Genomic DNA, 12,703 nt, shown 5'->3' with positions numbered 1-12,703 from the left:
GGTCGGCGTACGGCGCACCGCCGCACGCCAACGGCCGGCACACCGCCGGCGGTGCCGCTCCGGTACCTCGGAAGTGGCTTCCTCCTTGCACAGTTGCGGCAACAGTCAGTGCTACTGAGGAGGACTCATCAGCGTAGAGCCACGTATCAACGATCGCATCCGTGTTCCTGAGGTGCGGCTTGTCGGCCCCGAGGGCGAACAGGTCGGCATCGTCAAGATCGAGGACGCGCTTCGCCTTGCCCAGGAAGCAGATCTCGACCTCGTCGAGGTCGCTCCCGACAGCCGCCCGCCGGTCTGCAAGCTCATGGACTACGGAAAGTTCAAGTATGAGGCCGCGCAGAAGGCCCGCGAGGCTCGTCGTAACCAGTCGCTGACGGTCATCAAGGAGATGAAGCTCCGCCCGAAGATCGATCAGCACGACTACGACACGAAGAAGGGCCACGTCGTCCGTTTCCTGAAGGCGGGGGACAAGGTCAAGATCACCATCATGTTCCGCGGTCGCGAGCAGTCGCGTCCCGAGCTGGGCTTCCGCCTGCTGCAGAAGCTGGCCAACGACATCGAGGAGCTCGGCTTCGTCGAGTCGGCCCCGAAGCTGGACGGCCGGAACATGATCATGGTGGTGGCCCCGCACCGCTCCAACGCCACCCGCAAGAACCCGCAGAAGGCCGCCCCGCCGGCCCCCGCGAACCCCAAGACTGACGCCGGCTCGGCGCAAGCGCAGTAGCCGGCGCACGCCGGTCGTGCCACCACGACCCGGCACGCACCCAACAGAGGAAATCGATTCCAGATGCCAAAGCAGAAGACCCACAAGGGCACCGCCAAGCGCGTACGCGTGACCGGTTCGGGCAAGCTCGTCCGCGAGCGTTCCAACCGCCAGCACAAGTTCGAGTACAAGACCTCGACCCGCAAGCGCCGCCTCGACGGCATCGAGGTGCTCAGCCCCGCTGACACCAAGCGCATCAAGAAGATGCTGGGCAAGTAGCCCTCGTACTCGTACCGACACTGAAGGACTGAACTACTCATGGCACGTGTAAAGAGGGCCGTCAACGCCCACAAGAAGCGCCGCTCGATCCTCGAGCAGGCCAGCGGCTACCGCGGGCAGCGCTCGCGGCTGTACCGCAAGGCCAAGGAGCAGGTGCTGCACTCGGCGACCTACTCCTACCGCGATCGCAAGGCGAAGAAGGGCGACTTCCGCCAGCTGTGGATCCAGCGCATCAACGCCGGCGCCCGCGCCAACGGCATGACCTACAACCGCTTCATCCAGGGCCTGAAGGCCGCCGGTGTCGAGGTCGACCGCAAGATCCTCGCCGACCTGGCCGCCACCGACGAAGCCGCGTTCGCGGCCCTCGTCGAGGTCGCGCGGGCCAACGTCCCGGCGCAGGCCACGCCCGCCGCCTAGCCGGCCGGCGACTTGCCACTGAACCACCAGCAACCCGGGCCGACCGCCACCGTGCGGTCGGCCCGGGTTGTTGCTGCGCGCAAGCTGCTGCGGCGCGCCGTACGCCGCAGCGAAGGGGCGTTCCTCGCCGACGGGCCGCAGGCCGTCCGTGAGGCGCTGCGCTTCCACTCGCCGAATGGTGGGATCGGCGCCGACCATCCCGTCTACGGTGACGTCGGCGCCAAGCCCACCGGTGGTCCGGCGGGGCGCGGCGGTGTCGTCCAGGTGCGCGAGGTGTACGTCGACGCCGAGCACGCCGAGCGGCACGCCGACCTGCTGGCGCTCGCCGATCGGGCCGGTGTCCGGGTCTTGCCGTGCGAGCCGAAGGCGATAGCGTCGCTGTCCGAGGCGGTCACCCCGCAGGGCATCGTCGCGCGCTGCGCGGTCCTCGACGTCCCGCTCGATCGGGTGTGCGCGGGCGCGCCCCGGTTGCTCGCGGTACCGGTCGACGTCCGCGACCCCGGCAACCTGGGCACCATCATCCGGTGCGCCGACGCCTCCGGGGCGGACGGCGTCGCGATCCTCGGTGACAGCGTCGACCTCTACAACTCCAAGACCGTCCGCGCGACCGCCGGTTCGATCTTCCACCTGCCGATCGCGTTCGAGCACGACGCCGCCGCGGCGATCGGCGCGCTGCGCGCGGCCGGGCTGCAGGTGATCGCGACCGAGGGCGAGGCATCGACGGATCTCGATGACTTCATCGACGCCGGGGGACTCGCCGCGCCGACCGCCTGGCTGTTCGGCAACGAGGCACACGGGCTGGCCGACGAGGTCGCCGCGCTCGCCGATGTACGGCTGCGGATCCCGATCCGCGGCATGGCGGAGTCGCTCAACCTCTCGACGGCCGCGGCCATCTGCCTGTTCGCCTCGGCCCGCGCGCACCGCTGAGGGGTCCAACGGTCGTCGAGCGAGCGAGGAACGAGCGACGTCGAGACGCCGCACGCCGACGACCCGCCGCCACTTCGTCTCGACGTCGCCTCCGCTGGCGCTCCGGTTCGCTCGACGACCGTGAACTCGCTACGCCCGAAGAAGGAGCCGCGCCCTAGCCGCGGGCAGCCTCCAGCAGCCGCAGCCAGACCTCGCTGGCCGTCGGGTAGCTCGGAACCGCGTGCCACAGGACGTCGAGCGACAGCTTCCCGACGATCGCCACCGTCGCCGCGTGCAGCAGCTCGGCGACCTCCGGCCCGACGAACGTCGCCCCGACGAGGCGGTCGTCCGCGTCGACGACCAGCCGAGCCTGCCCGACGAGGTCGTCGCGGATCAGCGCGGCGCCCGCGACCGACGTCAGCGGTACGTCGACGGCGCGCGCGGAGCCGCGCCGCTGAGCCTCCGCCAGCGTCGCCCCGACGGCGGCGACCTGCGGATCGGTGAACACGACCTGCGGCACCGGCACGTCGTCCGGGACGGCCGGCTGCGCGCGTCCGGCGGCGCGCGCCGCCAGCTGCTCGCCGAGCACCCGGGCGCGGTACTTGCCCCAGTGGGTCAGCGGGGCCTCGCCGCTCGCGTCGCCGACCCAGTGCAGCCACGCGGACGCGCCGTCGGCGTCGACGTCGACCGGCCGCCGCGGGCGGCGCCCCGTCGCCACCAGCACCTCGTCGACCACGAGGTCGCCGCCGCCGACGCGGAGCGTGACCGGGCCGCCGTGCAGCCGGCCGAGCCCCGTCGCCTCGGCAGCATCGCGGCGGACGTCGCGCACCTCGGCACCGAAGCGCACGTCGACGCCCGAGGAGCGCAGCGCCTCGGCGACCAGGTCGCCGGCGAACTGCTCGGTGCGGGCCAGCAGCCGCCGGTCGCGCACCAGCATCGTGACGTCGCTGCCGAGGGCGCGCAGCCACCGCGCCGCCTCGCAGGCGACGACCCCGCCACCGACGATGGCCAGCCGGGCGGGTACCTCCCGGACGCCGGTCGCGTCCCGCGACGTCCAGGGGTGGACGCCGTCGTACTCGCCGGGGATCACCGGCTCGCTGCCGGCGGCGACGACGACCGCCTCCCGGGCGGTGATCCGCCGCGCGCCACCGTCCGGCAGCGTGATCGTCACCTCGCGCTCGCCGGTGACCCGCGCGTCGCCACGCACGACGTCGATGCCGGCGTCCTCGGCCCACGACACCTGGGAGGCGTCGTCGTAGCCGTGCACCCACTCGTCGCGGCGCCGCAGCGTGGCGTCGACGTCCAGCGTGGCCGCCCGGACGCCGCCGACGTGCGCGGTGACGTCAGCGAGGTCGACCGGCCGCAGCAGCGCCTTGCTCGGCATGCAGGCGTAGTACGAGCACTCGCCGCCGACCAGCTCGCGCTCGATCAGCACGGCGGTGCGGTCCGATCCCTGGGTCGCATACTGCGCGACGTTCTCGCCCACCGGGCCGGCACCCACCACAACGAAGTCGTATGCGTCGCTCATGCGCCTATCCTCCTCTCATGAGCGACATCCCCTTCATGCCGGCCACCACCCTCGCCGCGGCGCTGCGGGACGGCGAGATCTCCAGCAGGGAGGCGACCGAGGCGGCGCTCGCGCAGATCGAGCAGGTCAACCCGACGGTCAACGCCGTCGTCACGCTGGTCGCCGAGCAGGCGCTCGAGCGCGCGCGGGCGGCCGACGAGCACGCCGCCCACCACGACGACCTCCCGCCGCTGCACGGCATGCCGATGCTGCACAAGGACACCCACGCGACGCAGGGGATCCGCACCACCAGCGGATCGCCGCTGCTGGCCGAGAACCTGCCGGCGGCCGACGACCTGGTGATCGCGCGGCTGCGCGCGGCGGGGGTGGTCAGCCTGGGCAAGACGAACACCCCGGAGTTCGCGGCCGGCTCGCACACCTTCAACCCGCTGTTCGGCCACACCCACAACCCCTACGACCTCTCGCGGTCCGCCGGGGGAAGCTCGGGAGGCGCGGCGGCGGCGCTCGCGACCGGCATGACGTCGCTGGCCGACGGCAGCGACATGGGCGGCTCGCTGCGCAACCCCGCGTCGTTCTGCAACGTCGTCGGGCTGCGGCCGACGCCCGGGCGGGTCCCGCAGCTGCCCGACCCGCTCGCGCAGCTGACGCTGGCCACCAGTGGCCCGATGGCCCGCAGCGTCGACGACCTCGCGTTGCTGCTGTCGGTGATGGCCGGCCCCGACCTACGGGCCGTGGGCTCGCTCGACACCCCGGGCTCGACGTTCCGCACCGTCGGGACGGCGGACCCCGGCCGGCTGCGGGTGGCCGTCGCGGCCGACTTCGGCGGCGGCATCCCGGTCGAGCCGGACGTCGTGGACGTCGTGCGGCGCGCCGGCGCCACCTTCGAGTCGCTCGGGGCGACGGTCGAGGAGGCGCTGCCGGACCTCACCGACGCCGCCGAGGTGTTCAGCATCCGGCGCGCGTGGCAGTTCGCCACCAACCTCGGCCCCGTGGTGGATCGCAACCCCGACCTGGTCAAGGAGACGATCCGGTGGAACGTCGAGCTCGGTCGCTCGCTGACCGTCGAGGACCTGACGCGGGCGATCGTGCACGGCGAGCGCCTCTACCAGCGCGTGGTCGAGTTCTTCGGCCGGTTCGACGTGCTTCTCGTGCCGGCCGCCCAGGTGGTGCCGTTCGACGAGACCCTCGACTACCCGCGGCAGATCAACGGCCGGCCGATGGGCGACTACCTCGAGTGGATGCGGGCCTGCAGCGACATCACCGCGACCGGTACGCCGGCGATCAGCGTGCCCGGCGGGTTCACCGAGCAGGGCCTGCCGGTCGGCGTGCAGATGGTCGCGGCGCCGCGGGCGGACGCCGCGCTGCTGGCGGTCGCCAAGGTGTTCGAGCAGGCCACCGGCCACGCGGCCCGGCGCCCGGCGCTGCCATGACCGGCGAGCGGTCGGTCTACGAGGCTGCCGGGGGAGCCCCCGGCGTGCTGCGGCTGGCCGAGGCGTGGCACCGGCGGGTGCTCGCCGACCCGATCGTCGCGCACGCCTTCCGGCACCACCGCGCCGACCACACCGCGCGCCTCGCGGCGTACCTGGGCGAGGCGCTCGGCGGGCCGCCGACGTACACCGCATCCCTGGGCACCGAGTCGGAGGTCGTGCGGCTGCACGCCGGCAACGGCCCGCACGAGGAGATGGACGCCCGCGCGCTCGCCGCCTGGGACGCCGCGCTCACCGACTGCGGCCTGGACGCCGACCCGCGTCTCGCGGCGACGCTGCACGCGTACTGGGCCGACGGCATCCGCCGGATGGCCGAGCACCACGACCCCGCCGACCACGTTCCCGACGGGCTGCGCCTCGAGACGTGGACGTGGGACGACTGACCGCGACCACCACGAGCGGTGAGCCGTCGGGAGCGGACGTACCGCGGATCCGACCCGGTTAGCCGGCCGACTAGGATTGAGTGGTTGCGCGCGGCCAGCGCGGCGAGCCCAGACGCCCCGAAGGACCGGTATGTCGGCACCCAATGACAACTACGACCCCAAGCAGGTCGCTGCACTCTCCCCGGAGAACCTGCAGCGCGCCGTCGACGCGGCGACCGCCGCGTTCGCGGCCGCCGGCGACCTCGACGCCCTGCACGAGCTGAAGGCGCAGCACCTGGGCGACCGGGCCCCCGTCGCGCTCGCCCGCCGGGAGATCGGCGCGCTGCCGCCGCAGGCGAAGGCGGACGCGGGCAAGCGGGTGAACGAGGCGCGCCAGGCCACCCAGGCGGCGTACGACGCTCGGCTCGCGGTGCTGACCGAGCAGCGCAACGCCCAGGTGCTCCGCGAGGAGACGGTCGACGTCACGATGCCGACCGGATCCGGCGCGCTCGGCGCGCGGCATCCGATCACGACCGTGGCCGAGCGCATCGCCGACGTGTTCATCGGCATGGGTTACGAGGTCGCCGAGGGCCCGGAGGCGGACACCGAGTGGCACGTCTTCGACGCGCTGAACACGCCTCGCGACCACCCCGCCCGCGGCCTGCAGGACACCATCTTCCTCGACCCGCCGGAGCACGGCGTCGTGCTGCGCACGCACACCTCGGCCGGGCAGATCCGCTCCCTGCTGACCCGTGAGCTGCCGGTGTACGTCGTCGTGCCCGGCCGGGTCTACCGCGACGACCCGATGGACGCCACCCACCTGCCGGTCTTCAACCAGGTCGAGGGCCTGGCCGTCGACCGCGGCCTGTCGATGGCGGACCTGCGCGGCACCCTCGACCGGTTCGCCAAGGCGATGTTCGGCGACGAGGCCCGCACCCGGCTGCGTCCGCACTTCTTCCCGTTCACCGAGCCCTCCGCCGAGGTCGACCTGTGGTTCCCGCAGGCCAAGGGCGGCCCGCAGTGGATCGAATGGGGCGGGTGCGGCATGGTGCACCCCAACGTGCTGCGTGCCTGCGGGGTCGATCCGGACGAGTACTCCGGGTTCGCCTTCGGCATGGGCATCGACCGCACGGTGATGTTCCGCAACGGCATCGCCGACCTGCGGCAGTTCGTCGACGGCGACGTCCGGTTCACCCGCCACTTCGGAACGGAGCAGTAATCACATGCGCGTCCAGCTTGCCTGGCTGACCGAGCTCGTCCCGGCGCTCGGCGGGAAGTCCCCGCAGGAGGTCGCCGACCTGCTGACCGGCGCCGGGATCGAGGTCGACGAGGTCGGCGGCCTCGGGCCGGCCGACATCAACGGGCTGTACGTCGGCCAGGTCGTCGACATCGAGGAGCTCACCGGCTTCAAGAAGCCCATCCGGTACTGCCAGGTGCGCTTCGACGACGGAACCGACCCGGCCGCGACCCGCGGGATCGTCTGCGGCGCGCGCAACTTCGCCGTCGGCGACAAGGTGGTCGCGGCGCTTCCGGGCGCGGTGCTGCCCGGCGGCTTCCACATCGCGGCCCGCAAGACCTACGGGCACGTGTCGGACGGCATGATCTGCTCTCCGCTGGAGATGGGGCTCGGCGAGGACCACGACGGCATCCTCGTGCTGCCCGAGGACGCCCCGCTGGGCGCCGACGCGGTCGACTACCTCGGGCTGCACGACGTCGTCCTGGTGACCGAGCCGACGCCGGACCGCGGCTACCAGCTGTCGCTGCGCGGCATCGCCCGCGAGGCCGCGGCGGCCCTCGGCGTCCCCTTCACCGACCCCGCCGACGCGGTCGCGCCCGCGCCGTGCGGCCCCGGCTTCGAGGTGCGCCTCGACGACCCCGCCTGCGACCTGTTCACCACCCGGATCATCCGCGGGTTCGACCCGGCCGCACCCACCCCCGACTGGATGGCGCGCCGGCTCACGGCGTCCGGGATGCGCCCGATCAGCCTCGCCGTCGACGTGACCAACTACGTCATGCTGCTGCTCGGGCAGCCGCTGCACGCCTACGACCGCGCCCGGCTCGCCGAGCCGATCGTGGTCCGCGCCGCGCGCGAGGGCGAGCGGATCACGACCCTGGACGGCGTCGACCGCGTGCTCTCGCGCGACGACCTGCTGATCACCGACGGCAACGGCATCCAGGGCATCGCCGGCGTGATGGGCGCGGCGTACGCCGAGATCTCGGACACCACGACCGACATCGTCCTGGAGGCCGCGCACTTCGACCCGAGCCGGATCAGCCGGGCGGCGCGCCGCCACGGGCTGCTGTCCGAGGCCGGGCGGCGCTTCGAGCGCAACGTCGATCCGGCGCTTCCCGCGCGGGCGAGCGCCCTGGCGACGAGCCTGCTGCTGGAGCACGGCGGCGGCACCGCCGACGACGCGATGGCCTGCGTCGGCGATCCCGCGCTGCCGCCGCCGCTGGCGTTCCGCCCCGGCAAGGTGCGCGCGCTGATCGGCGTCGACTACACCGACGCCCGCATCGTGGAGTGCCTCGAGGCAATCGGGTGCCGGGTCACCGGCGACGGGGACGAGCTCGTCGTCCACCCGCCGTCCTGGCGGCCGGACTTCGTCGAGCCGACCCGCGTCGCGGAGGAGGTGGCCCGCATCGACGGCTACGACAAGATTCCGTCGCGGCTGCCGCACGCCCAGGCCGGCGGAGGCCTGACCCCGACGCAGCGCGCCCGGCGGCAGGCCGGCCGGGCGCTCGCGGCGGCCGGGTTCGTCGAGACGCCGTCGATGTCCTTCCAGGACGACGGCGACCTCGACCGGCTCGGGGTCCCCGCGGACGACGTCCGCCGGCGCACCGTGCGCATCGCCAACCCGATCGCCGCCGACCAGGCCACCCTGCGCAGCACCCTTCTGCCGGGGCTGCTGAGCGCGGTACGACGCAACGTCAGCCGCGGCGTCGACCTGGTCGCCACCTTCGAGACCGGGGTGGTGTTCACCGAGCCCGAGACACCGCGCACCGCGGCGCCGATCATCGACCGCGGCATCCGGCCCACCGCCGAGCAGCTCGCCGACCTGGAGTCGGCGCGTCCGCAGGAGCGGCTGCACGCCGCCGTGGCCGTCGCCGGCCGCTCGGCGGACACCTGGTACGCGCCGGGCGAGCAGCCGACCTGGCGCGAGCCCATCGAGGCGGTGCGCCGCGTCGCGGGCGCCGTCGGCACCGACGTCACGGTGCGGCAGGGCGAGCACGCCCCCTGGCATCCCGGTCGCTGCGCGGAGATCGTGGTCGGCAGCGGGGAGGTCGTCGGCTACGCCGGCGAGCTGCACCCGCAGGTCTGCGACGAGCTGGGGCTGCCGCGGCGCACCAGCGTCGCGGAGATCGACCTCGACGCGCTGATCGCCGCCCGCCGTACCGACGCGACCGCGCCGCGGGTGTCGCCGTTCCCGCGGGCCGTGCAGGACCTCGCCTTCATCGTCGACGCGACCCTGCCGGTCGCGGACGTCGAGCGGACCATGCGCGAGGCGGGTGGGGAGCTGCTCGAGGGCGTGCGGCTGTTCGACGTCTACACCGGCGAGCAGGTCGGCGCGGGGAAGCGGTCCCTCGCGTTCGCGCTGACGATGCGCGCGGACGACCGCACGCTGTCCGGCGACGAGATCACCGCGGTCCGCGAGTCGGTCATCGCGGCGGTGCGCGATCGGCACGGCGCCGTCCTGCGGTAGCCGGTCCCGATTCGGTACGAAAGGAAGTTCACTTTCGCGATCGCGCGGGGCGACCTGCGAATCCACTAGCATCGTGCGGGTGAATTGGGATCAATACCGAGCAGCGCTGTTCGATCTCGACGGAGTGGTGACGCCCACCGCCGAGGTCCACATGCGCGCCTGGGCGCAGATGTTCACCGACTTCCTCGCCGCACAGCCGGGAGCGCATCGCCCGTACACCGATGACGACTACTTCCGGTACGTCGACGGCAAGCCGCGGTACGACGGTGTGCGGTCGTTCCTGGCCTCGCGCGACATCGCGCTGCCGGAGGGCGCCGGCCACGACGACACGTCGGTGGACACCGTCAGCGGGCTCGGCAACCTCAAGGATGCGCTGTTCACCGAGATCCTCGAGCGGGACGGCGTCCGCGCCTACCCGGGCTCGGTCGCGCTGCTGGATCACCTGGCAAGCAAGGACATCGTGCTGGCGGTGGTCTCCTCCTCGCGGAACGCGCCCAACGTGCTGCGCGCCGCCGGGATGCTCGACCGGTTCGCGTTCGTCGTCGACGGCGCGGTGGCGGCCGAGCAGGGCCTGCCCGGCAAGCCCGCACCCGACACCTTCGAGTACGCCGCCCGCAAGGCCGGCACCACCGCGGCGCTCAGCGTCGTCCTCGAGGACGCCGTCTCCGGCGTCGCGGCCGGCCGCGCGGGCGGCTTCGGGCTCGTCGTGGGCGTCGATCGCGGCGCCGGCGCCGAGGCGCTGGCCGCCGCCGGCGCCGACCGGGTCGTGCACGACCTCGAGGAGCTGATCGCGTGAGCACCTCCATGCCGTTCACCGACCCCATGGACCGCAACCGCTTCCCCGTCGACGAGTGGGCGCTGCGCGAGGTCGCCTACGACCCGTCCGACGAGGGCCGGACCGAGACCATCTTCGCCGTCGGCAACGGCTACCTCGGCATGCGCGGCAACTCCGAGGAGGGCCGCGACGCGTACGCGCACGGCACCTTCGTCAACGGATTCCACGAGACGTGGGCGATCCGGCACGCCGAGGAGGCCTACGGGTTCGCCCGCACCGGCCAGACCATCGTCAACGCGCCCGACGCGAAGGTCATGAAGCTGTACGTCGACGACGAGCCGCTGCTGCTGAGCTCGGCCGACCTCGAGCACTACGAACGCGTCCTCGACTTCCGCGAGGGCGTGCTGCGCCGCACGATCCAGTGGCGCACCCCGGCCGGCAAGCGGGTCCAGGTCAAGTCGACGCGCATGGTGTCCTTCACCCAACGTCACCTGGCGATCATGTCGATCGAGATCACGATGCTCGAGGGTGACGCGCCCATCGTGGTGTCGTCGCAGATCCTCAACCGGCAGGACGGCAAGGACGAGTACGACGTGCGCGGCTCGCACGCGATGGGGCGGGGCTTCGACCCGCGCCGCGCCTCGAAGTTCGAGGGCCGGGTGCTCGAGCCGCAGCTCGACTGGTACTCCGACCGGCGGATGATCCTCGGGTACCGCACCGCGAACTCCGGGATGACGCTCGCGGTCGGCGCCGACCACTCGATCGTCACCGACAACGCGTACGAGGAGCTCAACTCCAGCGGCGCGGACCACGCGAAGAAGGTGTACCGCGTGCACGCGCACGAGGGCCGGCCCATCACGATCACCAAGGTGGCGGCGTACCACACGTCCCGCGGCGCGCCGGTGCGCGAGCTGGTCGATCGCGTGCGCCGCACGCTGGACCGGGTCCGCGACCACGGGGTCGAGAGCTTCCAGGTGGAGCAGCGCGAGTGGCTCGACGAGTTCTGGAAGAACTCGGACGTCGAGATCGGCGGGCGCCCGGAGATCCAGCAGGCGGTCCGGTGGAATCTCTTCCAGCTCGCGCAGGCGAGCGCGCGGGCCGACCAGCTCGGCGTCGCGGCGAAGGGGGTGTCCGGCTCCGGCTACGAGGGCCACTACTTCTGGGACACCGAGGTCTACGTGATGCCGTTCCTGACGTACACCGCCCCGCACCTGGCGCGCAACCTGCTGCGGTTCCGCAGCACCATGCTGCCGGCGGCGCGCGAGCGCGCCGACGAGCTCTCCCAGCGCGGCGCGCTGTACCCGTGGCGCACCATCAACGGCGAGGAGGCGTCGGCGTACTACGCGGCCGGCACCGCGCAGTACCACATCGACGCCGACATCGCCTATGCGCTGGTGAAGTACGGCTGGGCCACCGGCGACGCCGACTTCCTCGTGCGGCAGGGCGTCGACATGCTGGTCGAGACCGCGCGGATGTTCGCGGATCTCGGCTTCTGGCGCAACAACGGCCAGCGCAGCTTCCACATCCACGGAGTCACCGGACCGGACGAGTACACGACCGTGGTGAACAACAACCTGTTCACCAACGTCATGGCCCGCTTCAACCTCGAGCAGGCGGCCCTGCAGGTCGAGGCCATCCAGGCCACCGACCCGGAGGCCTACGAGCGGCTCGTCGAGCGGTTGGCGCTCGACGAGGACGAGCCGCGCGAGTGGCACGAGGCCGCCGAACGGATGTGCATCCCGTACGACACCGCGCTGGGCATCCACCCGCAGGACGAGCACTTCCTGGACCGCGAGCTGTGGGACCTGGCGGCCACCGCGCCGGAGAACAAGCCGTTGCTGCTGCACTACCACCCGCTGGTGATCTACCGCTTCCAGGTGCTCAAGCAGGCGGACGTCGTCCTCGCGCTGTTCCTGCAGGGCGACCAGTTCTCGCAGGAGCAGAAGCGGGCCGACTTCGAGTACTACGACCCGATCACCACCGGTGACTCGACCCTGTCGGCGGTCGTGCAGTCGATCATCGCCGCCGAGGTCGGCTACCACGACATGGCCCTGGACTACTTCCTGAAGGGCCTGTACGTCGACCTGGCGGACCTGCACGGGAACACCAGCGACGGCGTCCACGTCGCCTCCACCGGCGGCGTGTGGAGCGCGCTGGTGTACGGCTTCGGCGGCATGCGCGACTACGCCGACGACATCACCTTCGACCCGCGGCTGCCGCTCGGCTGGGAGTCACTGCGCTTCCGGGTGATGCTGCACGGCAACCGGCTCGAGGTCACGCTGCGCCAGGACGCCCTCGAGCTGTGCGTGGACGGCGACGACGTGGAGGTCGGCGTCCGCGGGCAGCGCTACCGCGTCTGCGCCGGTGCGCCGGTCCGCGTCGAGCTGCACGGGCAGGGCGACCGCATCGACGGGATGGTCGGCACGTCGCCGATGATCGGCGGACGCCGGGCGGACGGCTCGGTGATCACCGCCGGCGTCCCCGAGCCGCCGTCGGAGATCGCACCGCCGCTCGTCTCCTCCTGACGTTCTGCGGGGGAGTAGCG

General features: G+C 72.5%; 11 protein-coding genes. 10 read left to right on the top strand and 1 reads right to left on the bottom strand.

What is annotated here, in order from left to right; all coding sequences use genetic code 11:
• Positions 1-127 precede the first annotated feature (127 nt).
• The 4 genes from infC to F8A92_RS08485 all read left to right on the top strand — a co-directional run bounded on the left by infC (position 128) and on the right by F8A92_RS08485 (position 2,326).
• On the top strand, positions 128-724 hold the full coding sequence (gene infC, locus F8A92_RS08500; protein ID WP_153504732.1) for a translation initiation factor IF-3: 597 nt from the start codon (positions 128-130) through the stop codon (positions 722-724).
• Positions 725-787: 63 nt separating this feature from the next.
• A complete protein-coding gene (gene rpmI, locus F8A92_RS08495; RefSeq protein WP_153504731.1) occupies positions 788-982 on the top strand; it encodes a 50S ribosomal protein L35 in 195 nt (64 codons plus the stop codon).
• 39 nt (positions 983-1,021) lie between these two features.
• Positions 1,022-1,399, top strand: coding sequence for a 50S ribosomal protein L20 (gene rplT, locus F8A92_RS08490; RefSeq protein ID WP_153504730.1), 378 nt, complete (start codon positions 1,022-1,024; stop codon positions 1,397-1,399).
• A gap of 12 nt (positions 1,400-1,411) precedes the next feature.
• Positions 1,412-2,326, top strand: a complete 915-nt coding sequence (locus F8A92_RS08485; protein WP_228389303.1) for a TrmH family RNA methyltransferase — start codon at positions 1,412-1,414, stop codon at positions 2,324-2,326.
• A gap of 154 nt (positions 2,327-2,480) precedes the next feature.
• Here F8A92_RS08485 and F8A92_RS08480 read toward each other — a convergent pair whose 3' ends face one another.
• On the bottom strand, positions 2,481-3,833 hold the full coding sequence (locus F8A92_RS08480; RefSeq protein ID WP_153504729.1) for a dihydrolipoyl dehydrogenase family protein: 1,353 nt from the start codon (positions 3,831-3,833) through the stop codon (positions 2,481-2,483).
• A gap of 17 nt (positions 3,834-3,850) precedes the next feature.
• Between F8A92_RS08480 and F8A92_RS08475 the strand changes: the two genes are divergently transcribed.
• The 6 genes from F8A92_RS08475 to F8A92_RS08450 all read left to right on the top strand — a co-directional run bounded on the left by F8A92_RS08475 (position 3,851) and on the right by F8A92_RS08450 (position 12,683).
• Positions 3,851-5,263 (top strand): amidase, encoded by a 1,413-nt coding sequence (locus F8A92_RS08475; RefSeq protein ID WP_153504728.1) that lies wholly within the window; start codon positions 3,851-3,853, stop codon positions 5,261-5,263.
• Complete coding sequence (locus tag F8A92_RS08470; protein ID WP_153504727.1) at positions 5,260-5,703, top strand: globin domain-containing protein; 444 nt, start codon at positions 5,260-5,262, stop codon at positions 5,701-5,703. Before F8A92_RS08475 ends, F8A92_RS08470 begins: the two co-directional genes overlap by 4 nt.
• A gap of 130 nt (positions 5,704-5,833) precedes the next feature.
• Positions 5,834-6,901 (top strand): phenylalanine--tRNA ligase subunit alpha, encoded by a 1,068-nt coding sequence (pheS, locus tag F8A92_RS08465; RefSeq protein WP_153504726.1) that lies wholly within the window; start codon positions 5,834-5,836, stop codon positions 6,899-6,901.
• Between the two features lie 4 nt (positions 6,902-6,905).
• Complete coding sequence (pheT, locus tag F8A92_RS08460; RefSeq protein WP_153504725.1) at positions 6,906-9,383, top strand: phenylalanine--tRNA ligase subunit beta; 2,478 nt, start codon at positions 6,906-6,908, stop codon at positions 9,381-9,383.
• Positions 9,384-9,462: 79 nt separating this feature from the next.
• Positions 9,463-10,179 (top strand): HAD family hydrolase, encoded by a 717-nt coding sequence (locus F8A92_RS08455; RefSeq protein WP_153504724.1) that lies wholly within the window; start codon positions 9,463-9,465, stop codon positions 10,177-10,179.
• On the top strand, positions 10,176-12,683 hold the full coding sequence (locus F8A92_RS08450; protein ID WP_228389302.1) for a glycoside hydrolase family 65 protein: 2,508 nt from the start codon (positions 10,176-10,178) through the stop codon (positions 12,681-12,683). The genes F8A92_RS08455 and F8A92_RS08450 overlap by 4 nt, the downstream gene beginning before the upstream one ends.
• Positions 12,684-12,703: the final 20 nt, after the last annotated feature.

This window comes from Cumulibacter manganitolerans (assembly GCF_009602465.1).
GTDB lineage: Bacteria > Actinomycetota > Actinomycetes > Mycobacteriales > Antricoccaceae > Cumulibacter > Cumulibacter manganitolerans.
Note: the sequence above shows the minus strand (reverse complement) of the source record. Positions and strands in the feature narration are given on the sequence as shown.